We start from the raw sequence: 17,714 nt of genomic DNA, 5'->3' as shown, positions 1-17,714 counted from the left end.
TGACCTGCCTTATCCGTCACGGACCGGGCAGGTCTCAAATAGTAGGTTTAGTCTGAGATATGAGGAATGGAAATATAATCAGTATCGCAGCCCAACTCGGTTGGACTGCTTCCGCTCAGTACAAGGAAGGCAGGCTCTTCTTTGACTTCCACCGGAAGACCTTGAGCGGTGTGCCGTTTACCTTCACGGCAGAAATGAAGGACGGCAAGGTAAGTAACCTGGTGAAGGAGATTGAGTCCTTTGTGGAAGCCATTGAGCCGGAGACCTGTGCTTCGGAGTGGATGGTCCGGTCGGGTGCCGTAGCACCTTCCCGTTTCCGGCAAGCCGTGAGCGATATGGATGCCATCCGCACCGATGCGTGGCTCTTGGCTTGCCAGCTTGCCGAGGCGGACGGCAAATCCGTGTTGGCAGGTCTGCCCTGGAACCAGTGGAACTGAGTTCCGCAAGAAGGCAAGTTCAAAGACAGTCCTCTATTCACGAGGGCTGTTCTTGAACTTGCGTCCTCTTCTCGGGAGACCCGCTTCCTTGTAGGCAATGAGGTCGCTTCCTCGGAAGAGGATGCCCCTTTTATCGGTATGGATCCGGATAAAAGGCAAAGGTCGCTCGGGATGGTGGATGTAGTCGTAGATGGTGCATCGGTGAACCCCGAGGAAAAGGCAGGCTTCCTTAATGGTGTAGTTCCGGTCGGGAGCTATCGCTATCCATGTGTTCTTCAAGTCGGTCATAGGCATAAGCGTTTGATGCAGTAAAATTACGAAGAAAGCTCTTGTGTGACAATAGCTTCCGTGTGATGCAATGAGGGATTTTGGGTGACTTTGTGGGATTTTGTGATACCCCTTGCAAAAGGTTGCTTAAACATTCATCCATCTTTCATCCAAGAATGGCGCTTAGTGTGGGTCTGCATCAAAAAAACACCTTCTGCAGTTTCCGGCGGTATAGTTGGGGTGGTGACAAGCTAGCCAGGGTGACAACGGGCTGGAAGGGCCTGAAGCCGCTTCCGAAAGCCCCTGTAATTCAATATCTTTTCTTTTTAAAGGAAAAAGAGAATAGAATAGAGAAGTCGGAGTTTGTCAACCGGTGGCTATAAAATTTTTGCCGCAGATTTTTTTGTCAACGCTTGTCAACGTTTGTCAACGCTAACGGATGTATAAAAGTAATTGATATACAAGGATTTTGGCTGTGGCTATCTTGTCAAAGCGAAAATGCCCCCATTCTAGAAAATGAAGCAACTATTTTATAAGGAATTATCCGTGTGAGTATGATGGTGTAGAAAAGGAAGCAAATCGTGCCTGCAAGGTGTTGTGGAAGCATCAGACAGTAATGGAATGAGGAATATCCGGCTCTGTGAAGTATAAAGGCAATGACCGCTCACCGTTTTCTCATCTTGCCTGCGAGGATATTTTTTTGCAAAGGTAGGCTGTCCCCACCAAACGTCAAATCCCTTGCAGAAAATCTTCCTCAAACAAGTTGAGCGTATTTTCTGCCCTGAATTTGCCTAATTGGTGGCTGCCAGCACTCTGAGAAAAGCAAAAAACATCCCTTCGGACAAGCTGCAAAACAGCAAAACAAGAGGGAAAAAAATCAGAGCGTATGGCACACATGGACAATCACCTCAAGAAGCAGTTGGAAAAAACTCAGACATGGTTCTGCAAGTATTTCCCGAAACGCATCCGTAACGTCGGCGAAAAGGAAGTGGCTGACAGACAGATGGTATATGACTTCAAGGACGGACGAAGCTTTGAAGCAGTGGCACAAATGACCGCAGCAAGCCTAAAGGAGCAGTATGGCGATGGCTGCAAGGACATCACCTTTGTTCCGGTTCCGGCATCCACCTCCGAGAAGAACGAACTCCGCTACAAGGCATTTTGCGAGAGAGTCTGCGAACTGACCGGAGCCATCAACGGCTACGAGCATGTAAAGGTAATCGGTGGGCGCCTTGCCATCCACGAGAACCGCAAGCTGGAGAAGGAAATCCGCAAGGTGAGCATCATCGAGTTTGATGAAATTTGGTTCAAAGGCAAGAATATTGTTACCTTTGACGATGTAATCACCCGCGGCATCACTTGGGCTACCTATTCCGACCAATTGGAGAACTTGGGCGCACACGTTCTCAGTGGCATCTTCTTGGCAAAGACCCATTACAAAGTAAAAACGAACTGACAATGATAGAAAAGAAAACAACGAAGGTAAAGGCAACGGCAAAGGCGGTTGCCTTTACCGGACATAGAGAAATTTCCCATATTCATCAAGAACAAGTAAGGGAACGGCTGAAGGAAGCCGTGCTGCAAGCCATCCGTCAAGGAGCGAACAAGTTCTACTGCGGCATGGCGCTCGGTTTTGACATGATGGCGGCAGAAGAAGTCCTTTCCCTCAAGTTGAGCATCCCCATGCTGAAGCTGGTAGCAGTCGTTCCCTTCAAGGGACAGAGCGCTTCCTGGTCCATGGTGGAGCAGCAGCGCTATGCCTATATCCTTTCCAAGGCGGACGATGTGGTGCATCTGAGTGAAGACTACTTCAATGGATGCTATTTCAAACGGAACGACTACATGCTGTCGCATTCCGGCAGTGTGATTGCCTACTTTGACGGCAAGCCGAAGGGCGGCACAGCCTATACCTGTCGCAAGGCAAGGGAGAAACGGATGCCTGTCGTCAATGTGTATTAGACGAACGATGTTATACGCTTTTCATAGATTTTCTGAAAAGCGTATAACATTATTCGGAAAACTGCTTATCTTTGTGCTGAAATAGTGTTTAGACCATGGATAATCAGGAAAAACAAGTGATAAATCAAGCGGAAAACCAACCCCAGAAACCCGGCAGAGGTGGTAAAAGACCAGGTGCAGGCCGCCCCAAGGGAGATGGCACCAGCAAGCTCTATGCTTTTCGGGCCGATAAGGAGGTGGCTGCCTATCTGGACAGCCAGGAGAACAAGACGGACTTCATCAAGGAATGTATCATCCGGCAGATGGAAGTAGCTAAAAGCAGACAGGAAGACGAAGCCTTGAGGCAGTTGGGAGAAGTGATGCCTACCAGCCGTATCAAGCCGATGTCGCTGCCTTTCTTTGATGTAAAGGTGGTGGCCGGTTTTCCCATTCCTTTGAACAATGATGAACTGGCGCAGGACATCGAGGTATTGAAGATGTTGTGCCCACACCCGGACTCTTCATACTTGATCCGTGTGCAGGGCCGTTCGATGATTGAAGCCGGAGTGCATGATGGCGACATCATCATAGTCGATAAGAGTGAACGGAACCCTACGGAAAAGCAGATTGCAGTCTGTGAACTGAATGGAGAATACACGCTGAAACGGGTTTGCAGGAAGGAAGGAACCCTTTGGCTGGTTCCGGCCAATCCCGAGTACCCCGAGATTGAAATCACCGAGGGCGATGATTTCAGTGTTTGGGGAGTCGTGACATATATCATCCACAAGCCTGTTTACTAATTGCTATAACCCGTTTGCCTACAACCTATGATTGCTTTAGTCGATTGCAACAGTTTCTTCTGTTCCGTGGAGAAGGTCTTCCATCCCGGACTGAACGGAAAGCCCGTCTGCGTGCTTTCCTGCAACGATGGCTGCATTGTGGCCTTGACTCCGGAAGCCAAGGCACTGGGACTGCGTCGTGGAGACCCCATCTTCAAGAAGAAGGATATAGTGCAGCACTATGGAGTGAAGCTGTTCTCTACGAACATGTATCTCTATGCGGCCATGTCCAAACGGGTGAACAACATTCTGCGGTCTGCTGTGCCTCATTCAGAAGTCTATTCGATTGATGAATCCTTCCTCTATCTGGATGGTCTAGAGAAATATCATGACTTGGAGGACTATATGCGTGGAGTGGTGGAGAAGGTCCGGCTTTATACGGACATCCCGGTTAGTGTAGGAATTGCACATACCAAGACTTTGGCGAAGATTGGAAGCAAGTTTGCCAAGCAGTACAAAGGCTACCATTCAGTGTGCATGATAGACAATGAAGAAAAGCGCCGGAAAGCGTTGGCGCTCTTTGACCTTTCTGACGTATGGGGAATTGGTAAACAGACCCTTGCCAAGCTGAACTACCTGGGCATCCGTACTCCTTTGGAATTTGCCGACAAGAAGGAAAGTTGGGTGCGCAGCCACTTCTCCAAGCCGGGATGGCAGACGTGGAAGGAGTTGAACGGTATTTCGTGCATTGATACTTCGGAAGTAGCGCAGCGGCAGACCATTTGTACCAGTCGGAGCTTTGGGAATTTGGTTACGGACTATGATGCGTTGCAGGCATCGGTCGCCAGCTTTGCGGCCAGCTGCGCCAACAAGCTACGGGGACAGCACTCGCTGACTTCGGCCGTGACGGTCTTTGTGTCGAGCAACCGCTTCCGGGAGGACCTTACTCAGTACTCCAACGGGCAGACGAGGATCCTGCCTATGCCGACCTCAGACACGATTGAGATTACACAGGCGGCGCTGAGTGTGCTGAAGGAGATTTATCGGGAAGGAATCAGCTACAAGAAGACGGGAGTCATTCTCGGAGACATCACGGATGCTTCCTATATCCAGCAGAATCTCTTTGATGAGGTAAAGAACCGACCGGAACGGATGCAGCTCATGAAAAGCATTGATGCACTGAATCACCGCTTCGGTCTGCGGAAGATACATCTGGCCGTGGAGGGCGAAGAGAAGCAGGCCTGGCATGCCAAGAGCGAGTTCCGGAGCGGTAACTATCTGTCTGATTTAAAGGAGATACTGACAATTCAGATATAATTCTCATGGGAATTATGGAAATTAAGCCTTAAAATTGCATTCTCATGAACATAGCTATACACGTTTTCTATTGCGCATGATGACCTGATAATTTTCTAATGCCCAGCTAATTAAGTGCTGAATTCAACTTGCAAATGCAACAGAATTCTGATTAATAATTTGTTTAAATTTTTCGTTTGGCGTGAGGTATCCAAGTCTTTTACGAGGTCGATTATTGAGTTTATTTTCAATCCACTTAATCTGTTTGTTGGTTACTTCACTAAAGTCCTTACCCTTTGGGATATACTGCCTGATAAGCCCGTTGGTGTTTTCATTGGCACCACGTTCCCATGAGTGGTATGGTTTGCAAAAATAGAATTTTATTTCCAATTTTTGCGCAATTTCCTCGTGCTTTGCAAACTCCTTTCCATTGTCAGCCGTAATTGTGTGTATTAAGTTTTTCACTTTCCGCAGTGCCCATACTGCAATCTTAGCTACCGGGATGGCTTCTTTTCCCGACAACTTGCGTATCCAGACCCTGCTTGTTGCTCTGTCGTTAATGGTAAGAATGGCACCTTTGTGGTTCTTACCAATAATTGTATCTATCTCTAAATCACCAAATCTCTCCTTCAGTTCCACTATCTCGGGACGCTCATCAATATCCACCCTGCCTGGGATAAATCCTCGCCCTGCATTTTTAGAACCACGTTTGGCATACCTGCGACCTTGTCTGCGAAGATATTTGTGCAGTTTGCCACCCCGCCGCTTATCCTCCCAAATCCAGCGATATATCGTTTCGTGAGATACCATCGCAATTCCCTCCAAGCGGCTCCTGCCGACAATCTGCTCCGGGCTGAATCCTTTCTTCAACAGCTTTATTATCCGTTTTCTCATTGCCGGTGTAAGCACTTCCTTGCGATGTTTTTGCTGCTTGCGCCTGTCTGCTTTTCGCTGGGCAAGCTCCATGCTATAGCTACCACTTCGGGCGTCGCAATTGCGCTTTATCTCCCTGTAAACAGTGCTTTTATCTACTCCGATAGCTTCCGCTATTGCTTTTTTGCTCATCGGTATTTGCAACATCATAGAAATTGCATACCTTTGTTCCTCGGTTATATGTTTGCTCATCTGCAACTTTTTTTTCTTTGGACGGACAATTAAAGCAAAGATAGCAAACTTTATCCATTCAGAGTGAGAGAAAGGGGGACATTGTCTCTCTTTCCTCTCTGAAAAATAAATGTTTTTATTGCTTATTATCCGCACCCAAAAAGTTGCATTTATAAGTTGAACTCAAGTTTTCAATCTCAATTTGACAAATTTGAAACTCTAAATTCTGCTTTTGAGAAATCAGCTTATCGTATGTTAAGTTCCAATCACTAGATTTATACATAATCAATTCTGCATACCTCATAGAAGAGAGATTCTTAATCTCCATGAATAACTGGGTAAGAATGTCAAAATTGTTAGTTTTTTCCTTACGTATATCATAAAATAATTTCTTGCATTCACGCAACTTTATGATATATGTTTCCGGATTCTGCACCTCTATATCATTGACCATAATTTGGGTATTAAGCCCAGTAAAAGAGTTTTTAATATCTTTAATCATAGTGATCAACTTCTGATCTTCACAACCAGAAGTTGTCAGTTCTCCACGAACATAACCTACAATGGCACCCTTTATAAGATTAAATTTGTTATCTTTATATATAAACTCTTGCTGTTCAAAAGAGAATGTCTCTCCAAATCGTTGTAATATAACAGAAGGTTTTTTCCCTTTAACCTCCTTAATGAAGAAATTCGACTGATATTTTTCTATACATTTAACCTCAAATAAAATCTGACTCTCAGAGATAAATGTTTCCAATAATGATTGGCTAGCAAAACGGAAAGCCACTTGACCAACTTTGTAGTAAATAGTGTTGCTATAAGTGAATAATGTCTTGAGATTCTTAATTGGTTTGATATAAGTTTTGTCCAAGATAGACTCGTCTATTTCTATTGTATAATCTTCGCCGTTATCTCTCGTTGATAATATAAGAAAATTTATTTTATCATTGGCATTACTGATGTATCGACTAAGATTGTTTCCAAAGTTACGTTTGTTATAAAATGCAAATGGAGACAAACTTTCTGTTACAAATGACTCTAATAGATTCCAGGAATTTATGCTGATATAGTATTTCATGACTGTTTGGTATAATCTATTTCGGTTACAAATTCTTTACTTACATTTTCAAGGTAAGGTGTGCGCTTACCAGAATATGAAATGTAAAGGTTACGTGAAGATCTTGTACATGCCACATAGAAAGAGTTGCGACTCATTGTGTTTGCTGCATTTGCGAATGGTACAAAGACATTGTCGAACTCTGAACCTTTAGCTGCATAGTATGTTAGAATACATGGTAGATCATTGTTTGAAAAATCAAGAGTGTTAATGGTGTTAAAAGGAACAACTTTACCTGTCCTGTAGTGTACCTGAGTATTTACACCATTATCATTAAGGAACTTGTTAACTTCCATGACATCAGATTCTGTTGGAACCAAAATAGCAACGTCATCAAGGTCTTCCATCTGAATCTTGCTCAAAATGCCATGAAGTTCTTCTTCCCGATTGTTATATTTAGCAATAACAGGTTTGGGATAGTTTGGATAATCACTATTACCGCCATCTTTTTTATTGTTTGTCATAAGATCGACATTCGTATTCTGGATCTGTTGGGCAACCTTGGCTATAGATTTAGGCAAACGATAGTTATAGTCAAGGGACAATCTGTCATAATCTAAGGCAATGGCAATATCTTCGATATTACTTCCATTGCTGTTCATTTGTTGAGCAGAGTCACCGAACAAAGAAAGACTAACACCCGCCTTTGGTACTATGCGTAGTTTGTAATCTGAAATATTAAAGTCCTGTGCTTCATCAATAATGAGGTAATCTATAATGTTCTCACACTGCTTATACATTGTGCCGCTTGGTATCAATTCATAATCTGTATCCGTTACACTAAACTTATTGTCATAGGCAACTTCATTAAACCAACTCACTCTTCTGCCAAATGCACTATAAAATTTATATGCTACCCAATCTGCGAAATCTAAACCGTATGCTTTTGAATTCTTTTCACAACGTTTGAACTTTCTTACCTCAGTATCGTTAACGAGGTATAAATAGTTTCCGTCACCTTTTTTCCAGTATACATCACCTGTCATATCAAAACCTCGGTTAGTCCATGCCCATTCATAAGCAATTCTTTCTTTATCTAGACCAAGAACTTCCATTCCATATGCTATCATACGTTTTAGAGCAATGGTAAAGATAATAATTGCATATGTTCCTTTGTTTTTTGCTTGAAGTGCGCGATGTATGGCAAGATTTGTTTTACCACTTCCTGCAGATCCTCGAACAACAATACTTTTATCTATGCTTTGAACAATGATATTCCTTTGTGAATCATCAAGATTTGATATAAACCATTTTTCTAATCTCATTTGTTATGACTTTTTTTATTGTCCTTATTTTTTACCTACAAAAGTATAAAAATTGTGCTTCAGGTTTGTGTAAAAATAGTTAACCTTTTTAGAATAAGATAATTAACGGATTATGAAGAATTTTTTGTTATTATGTGTGTTATCGACTGTAGGATTACTCTTGTCAGCATGCACGAGTGAACCGAAGGAAGAACCTATTGGTTCGGTTATTGAACGTGGATTGAAGACAGCTACAGATCAAGCCTTACTTATGGCCAAAGAATTGGAAAACCAGGAGGAAAAATTACCCAAGTCGATGAAAGATGGTAAGCTGGAAACCAGCGATTACAGTTGGTGGTGCAGTGGATTTTTCCCTGGGGAATTATGGTACTTGTATGAAGCTAATCCGACACCTGAATTGAAAAAGTATGCTGAGTTATATACCGCTCGGGTAGAAAAAGTAAAGACTATTACTTATAGTCATGACGTTGGTTTTATGTTGAATTGCAGCTATGGTAATGGTTATCGTCTGACGGGTAACCCGAAGTATAAAGAAGTCATGATAGAAGGCGCTCATTCGCTTGCCACACGTTATAATCCGCAATTAGGATTAATGCGCTCGTGGGATTCCGATAAACAGAAGTGGCAGTATGCGGTCATCATTGACAACATGATGAATTTGGAATTCCTGATGTGGGCAGGTCGTGCGACGGGAGATAGTACCTTTACCCAAATGGCTATTTCGCATGCAGACAAGACAATGGCCAATCATTTCCGTCCGGATTATAGTAGTTATCATGTCGTATCATACGATACTTTGACAGCCCAGCCACACATCAAACAAACCCATCAGGGATATGCCGATGAATCAGCTTGGGTTCGCGGTCAGGCGTGGGCTTTATATGGTTACACAATGATGTACCGCGAAGCCAAGAAACAGGCTTATTTGGAACAGGCCAACCACATTGCTCAATTCTTGATGAATCATCCCAACATGCCGGCTGATAAGATTCCTTATTGGGATTTCGACTGTCCTGATATTCCTCATACTGTGCGTGATGCCTCTGCAGCTGCTATCATGGCTTCCGCCCTCATTGAATTGAGTCAGTTTAATCCCAATGATTTCGGTAAGCAATGCCTTAACTTTGCCGAACAACAGATTCGTTCGCTGACTTCTCCAGCTTATCTGGCAACACCGGGGACGAATGCAAACTTTTCCATCATGCACTGTACAGGTCATCTTCCGGGAAACAGCGAAGTGGATGTGCCTCTGAGTTATGCTGATTATTATTATGTTGAAGCTTTACTCCGTTTGCGGAATGTGTTGAATATTGGCCGATAAATGCACGAACTGCCTAAAAACAACTTAGGCTGTAACACCTGAAGAACAGTTTGTTACAGCCTAAATCTCTGTTATTCTAATATTGCTTATGCTTCCTCTATCGCAGCTTGTGCGGCTCTAAAACGCTTTTGATTTTCAGCAAATTCAAACTCATTGGAAAACTGAAAAGAAACCCGTTGAATTTTCTTGTCAAAAAAACCTATTTGCAAGCATTTTTGCAGCAACTGCGGCAGCAATCATATTATGATTATCAGTAAATTACCGAGACTGGTTCAACTTAAAAGCAAACCAAGTCTAAAACAACATGTAAAATACCACTATTATAAAATAAGGTAGCATCATTGTTGGCCTTTGCGCAAAAGCTCAATGATAGCATTCTTATCCTCTAAATTATTCTTTAAGGATTCTATATACTCTTTTTGCATTTCCACTTTCTCGGTCAATTCCGCTACTCGCTCTTCTGCTTGTGCAGCCTTAGCTCGCTCTGCGGTCAGCTCAGCGATTAACTGCGCATCACCTATAAAATTGTTGGCATCACCATGAAGCGTTACGGCAGCGAGATAAGCCGAGATCTGAGGGGGCACTTCACAGAACAAAGTGAAAAAGTTAAAGTCCAGGGCATGACATAGGTCTACCAGCTTCTTACTCTCCATCGTATCTCTTTTCAATATTCTGTTGACATGCTGCTGGGAGACACCAATTCTACGTCCGAGTTCGGACTTACTGATGTCAAGTTCCAGCCGGCGTTTCTCTATTGCCTCGCCTATATGCACACTTTTTACTGCAACTTCCATGGTCTATAGTTAAATTTTAAGCTTCAATCAAAATAATATCATTCAAATATTGGCTATATAAACACTATTTTGTTATTTTGCGAGCATAAAGCTCTCATTATTTGAGTGCAAAGTTAATCATTAATCATTAAATAATCAAGATTTATGGTAGAAATTTCGGCAAAAATCCGTCCGTCGCTCATCGCTCTTAACGTAGGTGACGAAATCTCCTTCCCCATTGAGAAACTAAAAAGTGTACGAACTCAGGCATCCGAACTGGGCGCCATCATGAGTCGTCAATACACCACCAAGACCGATCGGATAAACCACATCATCAAGGTGAAACGCATATTATAGAACCAAACTATCAAAATTATGTTTTCGATACAATTTATAGACCACGAAGTCCCTTACGATGTGTTTCTGAATGACCTGGTTAACAAACTAGTTCAGGCGCTAAAAGACACGCACGACGACCCTGAATTCATCAGTCAGAGAAAGGCCTACAAGCTCTTTGGAAGACGAAACGTAGATCGATGGAGACGTCAGGGAAAGGTGGTATGCTACAAGCGTCCGGGGAAGGTAGAATACAAGACCGCCGACCTTCGTATGCTGCAGAAGACCACCCAGGATTACTTTGAAAGCCCGCCTCTTTCATCCATTACCAGTATTAAAAAGACGGTAAAGCATACAAAATAAGAACTAAACAGCATCAACAAAGAGGGAAAAGGTTATCAATGCAATCAAACTGAACTATACATAAACCTTTTTTGTTCCATCAGTATAGTTGTAGTCTTACGGAACATAGAAATAGATTAGTAGGTACAAGAGACTGCCAAAAGACATGAGAAAGTAAGAGAAATAGCCATGAAATTCTATCATCTGATTGCCATGTTGTAGGTATTCTCCTCGTTTTTTAAGAAAAATGAATGAGACAAAGCCATCAGTAGACCCTCATGGTGTCTATACCGTCAAAAGGACTTGTGCTGCCTTGGAGGTCAGCTACAAAACGCTCCGTAAATACCGGATGAACGGCCACATACAGCCCATCAATCCGGACAATCCCCATCGTCTGAAATACACTGGGCAATCCATTCTGGACTGCTGGTTCAAACTCCGCATGCTATGATTAGCGAAGGCACACTTGATAAAGTCAGGGAATTGCCCATCGAGTCCATTGTAGAGCCGTACGTGAAGCTATCGCGTGACGGCAGACTCAACATGAAAGGGCTATGTCCGTTCCATTCGGAGAAAACCCCTTCATTCTCGTTGAATCTGTCCAAGAACCTGTACCACTGCTTCGGCTGCAACCGGGGAGGCGATGGCATCCGGTTTATCATGGAGAAAGAAAACCTCTCCTTCACCGATGCGGTGCATTTTCTGGCCAAGCAGCACGGAATCCCGGTAGATTATGAAAAGGAAGAGGAACAAAGCGGGGAAGCCGTAGCCGAACAGAAACACAAGGAATCCCTTCTGGCTACACTGGATATACTCCAGACCTTCTTTGTGGACAGCCTTCGTCTGGCAACTACGGAGGATTCACGGAATGCCCGGTGTTATGCCTACAACCGCTGGCCGGAAGACTTTTGCTCAGAGGCCGGATTAGGATATGCCCCGAAAGACAGCAACGCCTTCCGCGATTTCTGTCAGCAGAAAGGATTGAAAGAGGAACTGCTGTTTGAACTGGGCATGCTCAAACGGAAGGAGGACGGCACCAGTTACTCCATGTTCCGCGAACGGATCATGATTCCGATACGGAACCGGTGGGGACGCATCATTGCCTATACGGCCCGTTACATCGGTGCCAATCCGAATGCCCCCAAGTACATCAATTCCGCCACCAGCGTGCTCTACACCAAGGGAGAAACCCTGTTTGGCATCGACCGCGCCTTTCGATTGAGGGATGCAGAGAATTTCATCATCGTGGAAGGCGCTCCTGATGCGTTGCGCTTGCAATCCATCGGTCTGGAGAACACGGTGGCCTCTTTGGGTACCAGCTGGAACGAGAACCAGCTGAACCTGCTCAAGCGCTACAAGTCCTCCCTCTGTTTCATTCCTGACTCTGATGTGGCTCCGGAAGGCCAATATGGTCCCGGATTCAAGGCTGTGATGGAATGCGGCACACTGGCCATCCGAAAAGGATTCCATGCCACAGTCAAGGAATTGCCCTTCGGTACCCGGGAACTGACGGAAGAAGAACTGCAGGAAAAGTACGAAGGGGCTATTCCAAAAGATGCTCAACGGGAAGTGCTTGTCAAGAATGATGCAGACAGCTACATTCTGAGCGAAGAAATCTACCGCAACCTGAGGGAAAAGCATTTTATCGTCTGGCTGGCAGAGAAGCAGTTTGCCACGGCCAGTTCACTGCTCAGGGAAATCAATTGCGTCAATCAGATTGCGGACTTGTTGCGTTATGTAAAGGACCAGTTCGTATATGAGCAGTGCATCGAGCAGCTGAGTAAGATTTACGGCAAAGCCCGCCTGTGGAAGGATGCCGTGACACAGGCCCGCAACCAGGCCAAGAGGGCCAAGCAGCCGACCATGATGGACAAACAGCAGGAAGAGACCGATGCACTCCGGCAGCTCAACCTGTTTGTCCGCAACAACTGCTACTATTGCCTGGGCAAGGATGATGAAGACCCCATCCGCCTTTCCAACTTTCGGATGGAACCCCTGTTCCACATCCATGACGAATGCAACGGTGTCCGCCTGTTCCGGCTGTTCAATTCCTTTCGGGACAGCTGCATCATCGAGTTGAAAGAATCCGAAATGTGCTCCATCTCCAACTTCCAGCAGAAGATAGGTTCGGTCGGCAATTACGTATGGCTGGGCAAGATAGACAAACTCAACAACGTCAAGGAGTTCCTGTATGCCCGCACCCAGACGGCCGAGCGAATCCGCAAGCTCGGATGGAACGAGAGCAAGGAGTTCTTTGCGTTCGGCAACGGCATCTTTCAGCACGGTGTCTTTCATGAAGCCGACGAAATGGGCATCATCCAGGATGACAGCCACCATGCCTATTACATTCCCGCCACTTCTAAAATCTACCGGGACAATGCGGAAATCTACCAATTTGAACGACTGATGGTGCACCGAAAGAGCAACGGCGTGCTTCTCCGCTCTTTCGTGGAAAAGCTGACGGAAGTCTTTGGCAACAATTCCCGCATCGCTTTCGGCTACCTAATTGCCACCCTCTTCCGGGACGTGGTCTATAAACGCACCCGGCATTTCCCCATCCTGAACCTGTTCGGTGAGAAAGGTACCGGTAAGACCACGCTGGCCACCAGCCTGCAGGCCTTCTTCCTCCATGACGTGGAACCGCCCAACATGGGTGTGGCCTCCGTTCCGGCCATGAACGACCGGGTATCGCAGGCGGTCAACACCCTGGTTGTTTTTGACGAATACAAGAACGACCTCGATGTGCGCAAGATTGCTTTCCTCAAAGGTCTTTGGGGCGGTGGCGGCCAGACCAAGAAGAACACCAACACGGACGGCATGGCCTCTCAGACCATCGTCAGCACGGGAGTCGTCATCTGCGGGCAGGAAAAGCCGACGCAGGATATGGCGCTCTATACCCGTGTTCTTTTCCTGGCTTACACCAAGACCTCGTTCAGCGTCCTGGAGAAAAAGCATTACGAGGAACTGCAGTCCATCTGCAACCTGGGCCTGACCCACTTGACCCTCGACATTCTGAAACATCGGGAGCTGTTTGAGAAGAACTTTCCCGACATGTATTCCCTCACCAAGCGGGAACTTGCCATCCAGATGGAACAGGAAGGCATCCATGACCGTATCTTCGGAAACTGGATTATTCCGTTGGCCACACTGCGCACGCTGGAATCCGCCTTGCATCTTCCCTTTAGTTACGCCCAGATGCTGGAAACCACGGTCAACGGCATGCGCAACCAGAACGAACTGGCCCAGGAAAGTTCCGAAGTGGCCGACTTCTGGAACATGCTCCAGGGCTGGCAGTCCATCGGAAAGTGTACAGAAAAAGTACACTTCAACATCCGCTATCTCAAGAAGTTCCGTCCGATGAATGTCAAGGAAGATATGGAGTTCATGGAAGCCCGTCCGATACTCTACCTGAACATGGCAGCCATCTCTTCGCTGTTCAGCAGCCGGAACTCCACCCAGAACATCACGGCCAACCGTTCGTCCTGGTCCACCGTTCTGTCATACCTCAAATCCCATCCGGCCTTTCTGGGCACCAAGCAGGACCGCTTCTACATCCTGCTGCCCAGTGGTAACCCGGATTGCGTGACGGTTGTGAAAGACGGAAAGGTTATCCAGAGTCCGAAGGTGAACCGCCCCAAAGCGCTTTGCTTCGACTACCTGCAACTCAAGGAGATGTTCGGACTGGATCTGGAAACGGAAGTGATTACGGAAAACAGTGAAGATGATTCCGAGATATAAGATAACTGATAGGATTAACCCCCATGATATAAAGACCGTTTTATTTCGAAGATTCAGGGAATAGAATTATCTTTGTATCTTGGGCCTCAATGATAGGACCATGCAATATATATATCTGTAAACAAGTTACCGAACCTCATGAGAGAAGACCAATTTATCAAGCTCTCCCAAGCTGGAGAGAATGTTCAAATAGAATACAAGACATGCTATGAACAGATTTCTGATTCATTGTATGAAACCGTCTGCTCCTTTCTGAACCATAGTGGTGGCCACATTCTGGTGGGAGTCAAGGATAATGGTGAGATTGCCGGAGTAAATCCAGACAAGGCTACCACCCTGCAGGGGAATATCATTACCGCCATCAAGAATCCGGATTTGTTCTTGCCCTGTCCCTACTTCACACCGCAAATACTGACCGTTGAGGGGAAGGTGGTCCTGTATCTGGACATTCCTTGCGGACAATACGTTTACCGCTACAAGGGGAAATACTGGGACCGCAATGGAGATGCAGACATTGATGTGACCGACCAGCCGGAATTGCTGCTTTCGCTCTTTGAACGAAAGAATCCGCATCTTTTTGAAGAAAGGATTGTAGAAGAACTGACACTGGAAGATCTGGACAGTGATACTTTCCAGTATTGCCGTAATATCCTGGCAGTCATCAAGCCGAACCATCCCTGGCTGCAGCTGACAGATGAAGATATACTGCTTCATACCCGTCTGGCCAAGAAAGAAAGGGAAACCGGAAAACTGAAGTTGAAGTATGCTGCACTCATTCTGTTTGGCAAGGAAGAAGCCATTGAAGAGTATATGCCCCGTTACCGCTTCGAGGCGCTGTTTCACATGTGTACCTACGAGGAATACAATGACATCAAGCGTTTCCCCAGTCGGTACGACGATCGCATCACCATGCGCTGTAACCTGATCAAGGTCTATGACCGACTGACGCAGTTTACGGAACGCTACCTGCCGAACAAGTTCTACTTGCCAGAAGGGACTACCCAACGGGAAGACCTGCGCTGGGACCTCTTCCGTGAAATTGTGGCCAACCTTTGCGTACACAGTGATTTCAGTACAGGTTATGCCTGCTTCTATCATGTGTTCAAAGACCGGGTAATCACGAAGAACCCCACTCGTCTGCTTCCGGAGATTCCCGAAGGCGAACTCACACTGCAGGAATTGAGCAACTACACCAAGAATCCGCTGCTGGTGCGCGTGTTCCATGAGTTGTCCTGGGTGGAAGATATGGGCTCCGGTACCCGTAATATCTTGCGCTATGCCCCCTTGTACTATCCCGACTACAAAGTGGAAATCGTCAACGGCTCGCAGTTCATCTTTTCCATTACCTATATGGAAATGTCCCAAGAAACCGTGGAAAATGTCCCAAGAAATGAGAAAATGTCCCAAGAAACTGCGGAAAATGTCCCAAGAAACGGACAAATGTCCCAAGAAACCATTTCCACTAACGATGAAGACGATTTGAATATTTCTCTTGAAAAGCCGACAGACAAGAAAGAAAATTCTAAAAAGAATAAGCGCCATCAAGCGATAGTCTCGTTGATCAGGAAGAATTCGAGGATTACAATGGAGGAAATGGCAGACAAGTTAGGTGTCAATGCGCGTACCATTCATCGCGACATCGAAGAATTGAAACATGTTGTAGAGCATATTGGTCCGACCAAAGCCGGCTACTGGAAGCTGTTGAAATAAAGTAGTGCAAATGCCCATGTAAGAAAAAACCATAAAAGAGAGCCGTTTTCTGACTCGCTTTTATGGTTATCCTTTGCAAACAGCCATTAATCCTCCAGTTTGCTCACCAGCTTCACAAATTCTTTGGCAGGTTTGAATGCCGGGATGTTGTGAGCCGGCACAATCACGGTGGTATTCTTGGAGATGTTACGCGCCGTCTTTTCCGCACGCTGCTTCACAATAAAACTGCCGAAGCCACGTAGATAAACATTCTCTCCCTTTTCCAGCGATTCCTTCACTTCCACCATCAAACTCTCCACTACTGCCAGTACGGTTTGGGCATCACATCCGGTCTTTGCGGATATACTCTTACATAATTCTGCTTTCGTCATTTCTAGATTCTTTAAAAACGCACAAAGATACGCAATGTACTTCAAACAAACATCAAACAACCCCGTTTTTTGCTTGTAAATCAGCACGAAAAGCACTACCTTTGCATCGTTTTTAGAATACATCTTCAATATGGACATTAGTTTGATTGGCACACATGCAGATGCCGTATGGAACGTACTGCATGAAAAAGGTGGAATGGATTTGACTCAACTAAAACAAGAATCCTTTCTAACAGACAAGTAAATTACTTCTGTAATTTGCACCTTATATATAAATTCTGCTTAGCTTAGTTTAGTTTTTTTAGTCAAAAATAAAAAAGGGTATCGACATAAGTTCAATACCCTTTTATTTTTATCAGCTCATAGTATAGCAAATAATAAATGAAACTGACTTAGCATCCCTATAGAAGGCTCACTCGCTCGGTAATGGCTGCATCGTCCAATGTGTAACCTCCGAGACTGTTTTCTTTGGCTTGAATACAGAGATATAGCATTGGTGCATCTGAGGTACATTTCAAGCAACGGTCACAGTGTGTTGAAACACGAACCACCGAACCTTCGGAAATATCAAAAACAGAATCATTTACCTGAAACTTCCCTGAACCGGAAAGAATAATATAGTTCTCTTCGTTATTCTCATGGGTATGGAAGAACGGAACAGATTCTCCTGAAGGGAGAGAGCCAAATGAGATTTCACAGGAATTGGCCTCAGTTGCTTCTTTTACAAATTGTTTCCCTTCAAAGTGCTGCAGATTCCCAACAGAAACATGGGCGAATTTATCGCCGGCATTAATTTTAATAGACTCATAATTGCGATAATTTAAATTAAACAGTATCTTTGCATTTGATAATAACTATCTTTTTGATAGTGCAAAGTTAATATGTAAATACATATAAAACAAGAGGTTACTTAATTG

General features: G+C 45.0%; 18 protein-coding genes. 11 read left to right on the top strand and 7 right to left on the bottom strand.

The features are described 5' to 3' along the window. The first annotated feature begins 59 nt into the window (after positions 1-59). On the top strand, positions 60-437 hold the full coding sequence (locus tag NEE14_RS01325) for a hypothetical protein (RefSeq protein WP_005938322.1): 378 nt from the start codon (positions 60-62) through the stop codon (positions 435-437). A 33-nt stretch (positions 438-470) separates the two neighbouring features. On the opposite strand, the gene NEE14_RS01320 is transcribed toward NEE14_RS01325, so the two are convergent. Next, positions 471-725 carry a helix-turn-helix domain-containing protein gene (locus NEE14_RS01320; RefSeq protein WP_005938320.1) on the bottom strand — a complete coding sequence of 85 codons (255 nt, stop codon included), beginning with the start codon at positions 723-725 and terminating at the stop codon, positions 471-473. 865 nt (positions 726-1,590) lie between these two features. On the opposite strand from NEE14_RS01320, the gene NEE14_RS01315 reads away from it, so the two are divergent. The 4 genes from NEE14_RS01315 (at position 1,591) to NEE14_RS01300 (ending at position 4,738) form a co-directional block, all read left to right on the top strand. Continuing rightward, on the top strand, positions 1,591-2,160 hold the full coding sequence (locus NEE14_RS01315) for a hypothetical protein (RefSeq protein ID WP_005938318.1): 570 nt from the start codon (positions 1,591-1,593) through the stop codon (positions 2,158-2,160). Between the two features lie 2 nt (positions 2,161-2,162). Continuing rightward, positions 2,163-2,663, top strand: coding sequence for an SLOG family protein (locus NEE14_RS01310; RefSeq protein WP_005938315.1), 501 nt, complete (start codon positions 2,163-2,165; stop codon positions 2,661-2,663). A gap of 95 nt (positions 2,664-2,758) precedes the next feature. Then, positions 2,759-3,442, top strand: a complete 684-nt coding sequence (locus NEE14_RS01305; protein ID WP_005938311.1) for a LexA family protein — start codon at positions 2,759-2,761, stop codon at positions 3,440-3,442. A gap of 27 nt (positions 3,443-3,469) precedes the next feature. Continuing rightward, positions 3,470-4,738 (top strand): Y-family DNA polymerase, encoded by a 1,269-nt coding sequence (locus NEE14_RS01300; protein WP_005938308.1) that lies wholly within the window; start codon positions 3,470-3,472, stop codon positions 4,736-4,738. A 123-nt stretch (positions 4,739-4,861) separates the two neighbouring features. Here NEE14_RS01300 and NEE14_RS01295 read toward each other — a convergent pair whose 3' ends face one another. The 3 genes from NEE14_RS01295 to NEE14_RS01285 all read right to left on the bottom strand — a co-directional run bounded on the left by NEE14_RS01295 (position 4,862) and on the right by NEE14_RS01285 (position 8,206). Next, positions 4,862-5,842, bottom strand: coding sequence for an IS30-like element IS4351 family transposase (locus NEE14_RS01295; protein WP_005794072.1), 981 nt, complete (start codon positions 5,840-5,842; stop codon positions 4,862-4,864). Between the two features lie 115 nt (positions 5,843-5,957). After that, positions 5,958-6,902 (bottom strand): hypothetical protein, encoded by a 945-nt coding sequence (locus NEE14_RS01290; RefSeq protein WP_251968784.1) that lies wholly within the window; start codon positions 6,900-6,902, stop codon positions 5,958-5,960. Next, the gene (locus tag NEE14_RS01285; RefSeq protein ID WP_251968785.1) at positions 6,899-8,206 is read right to left on the bottom strand and encodes a 3'-5' exonuclease; all 1,308 of its coding nucleotides are present in this window, start codon (positions 8,204-8,206) and stop codon (positions 6,899-6,901) included. The genes NEE14_RS01290 and NEE14_RS01285 overlap by 4 nt, the downstream gene beginning before the upstream one ends. A gap of 112 nt (positions 8,207-8,318) precedes the next feature. On the opposite strand from NEE14_RS01285, the gene NEE14_RS01280 reads away from it, so the two are divergent. Beyond that, positions 8,319-9,527, top strand: a complete 1,209-nt coding sequence (locus NEE14_RS01280) for a glucuronyl hydrolase (RefSeq protein WP_338578760.1) — start codon at positions 8,319-8,321, stop codon at positions 9,525-9,527. Between the two features lie 338 nt (positions 9,528-9,865). On the opposite strand, the gene NEE14_RS01275 is transcribed toward NEE14_RS01280, so the two are convergent. Continuing rightward, the gene (locus NEE14_RS01275) at positions 9,866-10,321 is read right to left on the bottom strand and encodes a helix-turn-helix domain-containing protein (protein WP_005938268.1); all 456 of its coding nucleotides are present in this window, start codon (positions 10,319-10,321) and stop codon (positions 9,866-9,868) included. A 144-nt stretch (positions 10,322-10,465) separates the two neighbouring features. Here NEE14_RS01275 and NEE14_RS01270 point away from each other — a divergent pair, with 144 nt between their 5' ends. The 5 genes from NEE14_RS01270 (at position 10,466) to NEE14_RS01250 (ending at position 16,426) form a co-directional block, all read left to right on the top strand. After that, a complete protein-coding gene (locus NEE14_RS01270) occupies positions 10,466-10,657 on the top strand; it encodes a hypothetical protein (protein WP_005938271.1) in 192 nt (63 codons plus the stop codon). 18 nt (positions 10,658-10,675) lie between these two features. After that, positions 10,676-10,999: a hypothetical protein gene (locus NEE14_RS01265; RefSeq protein WP_005938274.1), complete on the top strand. Its 324-nt coding sequence runs from the start codon at positions 10,676-10,678 to the stop codon at positions 10,997-10,999. A 226-nt stretch (positions 11,000-11,225) separates the two neighbouring features. Continuing rightward, positions 11,226-11,429 (top strand): hypothetical protein, encoded by a 204-nt coding sequence (locus tag NEE14_RS01260; protein ID WP_005938277.1) that lies wholly within the window; start codon positions 11,226-11,228, stop codon positions 11,427-11,429. Then, positions 11,426-14,716: a DNA primase gene (locus tag NEE14_RS01255; protein ID WP_005938279.1), complete on the top strand. Its 3,291-nt coding sequence runs from the start codon at positions 11,426-11,428 to the stop codon at positions 14,714-14,716. Before NEE14_RS01260 ends, NEE14_RS01255 begins: the two co-directional genes overlap by 4 nt. 138 nt (positions 14,717-14,854) lie before the next feature. Next, positions 14,855-16,426: an RNA-binding domain-containing protein gene (locus NEE14_RS01250; protein WP_005938281.1), complete on the top strand. Its 1,572-nt coding sequence runs from the start codon at positions 14,855-14,857 to the stop codon at positions 16,424-16,426. Positions 16,427-16,512: 86 nt separating this feature from the next. Here the strand turns inward: NEE14_RS01250 and NEE14_RS01245 are convergent, their stop codons facing one another. Both NEE14_RS01245 and NEE14_RS01240 read right to left on the bottom strand, forming a co-directional pair. Beyond that, positions 16,513-16,797: an HU family DNA-binding protein gene (locus NEE14_RS01245; RefSeq protein ID WP_025066952.1), complete on the bottom strand. Its 285-nt coding sequence runs from the start codon at positions 16,795-16,797 to the stop codon at positions 16,513-16,515. Positions 16,798-17,198: 401 nt separating this feature from the next. Further along, positions 17,199-17,489: a cupin domain-containing protein gene (locus NEE14_RS01240; protein ID WP_225684282.1), complete on the bottom strand. Its 291-nt coding sequence runs from the start codon at positions 17,487-17,489 to the stop codon at positions 17,199-17,201. Between the last annotated feature and the right edge of the window lie 225 nt (positions 17,490-17,714).

The sequence above is a fragment of the Parabacteroides sp. AD58 genome (assembly GCF_023744375.2).
Lineage (GTDB): Bacteria > Bacteroidota > Bacteroidia > Bacteroidales > Tannerellaceae > Parabacteroides > Parabacteroides absconsus.
Note: the sequence above shows the minus strand (reverse complement) of the source record. Positions and strands in the feature narration are given on the sequence as shown.

Excerpts from the sequence above, each read along its gene's own strand:
- NEE14_RS01280 (WP_338578760.1), top strand. The coding sequence starts at position 8,319 with ATGAAGAATTTTTTGTTATTATGTGTGTTATCGACTGTAGGATTACTC.
- NEE14_RS01285 (WP_251968785.1), bottom strand. The coding sequence starts at position 8,206 with ATGAGATTAGAAAAATGGTTTATATCAAATCTTGATGATTCACAAAGG.
- NEE14_RS01310 (WP_005938315.1), top strand. The coding sequence starts at position 2,163 with ATGATAGAAAAGAAAACAACGAAGGTAAAGGCAACGGCAAAGGCGGTT.
- NEE14_RS01295 (WP_005794072.1), bottom strand. The coding sequence starts at position 5,842 with ATGAGCAAACATATAACCGAGGAACAAAGGTATGCAATTTCTATGATG.
- NEE14_RS01245 (WP_025066952.1), bottom strand. The coding sequence starts at position 16,797 with ATGACGAAAGCAGAATTATGTAAGAGTATATCCGCAAAGACCGGATGT.
- NEE14_RS01325 (WP_005938322.1), top strand. The coding sequence starts at position 60 with ATGAGGAATGGAAATATAATCAGTATCGCAGCCCAACTCGGTTGGACT.
- NEE14_RS01260 (WP_005938277.1), top strand. The coding sequence starts at position 11,226 with ATGAATGAGACAAAGCCATCAGTAGACCCTCATGGTGTCTATACCGTC.
- NEE14_RS01290 (WP_251968784.1), bottom strand. The coding sequence starts at position 6,902 with ATGAAATACTATATCAGCATAAATTCCTGGAATCTATTAGAGTCATTT.
- NEE14_RS01305 (WP_005938311.1), top strand. The coding sequence starts at position 2,759 with ATGGATAATCAGGAAAAACAAGTGATAAATCAAGCGGAAAACCAACCC.
- NEE14_RS01270 (WP_005938271.1), top strand. The coding sequence starts at position 10,466 with ATGGTAGAAATTTCGGCAAAAATCCGTCCGTCGCTCATCGCTCTTAAC.
- NEE14_RS01255 (WP_005938279.1), top strand. The coding sequence starts at position 11,426 with ATGATTAGCGAAGGCACACTTGATAAAGTCAGGGAATTGCCCATCGAG.
- NEE14_RS01300 (WP_005938308.1), top strand. The coding sequence starts at position 3,470 with ATGATTGCTTTAGTCGATTGCAACAGTTTCTTCTGTTCCGTGGAGAAG.
- NEE14_RS01320 (WP_005938320.1), bottom strand. The coding sequence starts at position 725 with ATGACCGACTTGAAGAACACATGGATAGCGATAGCTCCCGACCGGAAC.
- NEE14_RS01265 (WP_005938274.1), top strand. The coding sequence starts at position 10,676 with ATGTTTTCGATACAATTTATAGACCACGAAGTCCCTTACGATGTGTTT.
- NEE14_RS01315 (WP_005938318.1), top strand. The coding sequence starts at position 1,591 with ATGGCACACATGGACAATCACCTCAAGAAGCAGTTGGAAAAAACTCAG.
- NEE14_RS01275 (WP_005938268.1), bottom strand. The coding sequence starts at position 10,321 with ATGGAAGTTGCAGTAAAAAGTGTGCATATAGGCGAGGCAATAGAGAAA.
- NEE14_RS01250 (WP_005938281.1), top strand. The coding sequence starts at position 14,855 with ATGAGAGAAGACCAATTTATCAAGCTCTCCCAAGCTGGAGAGAATGTT.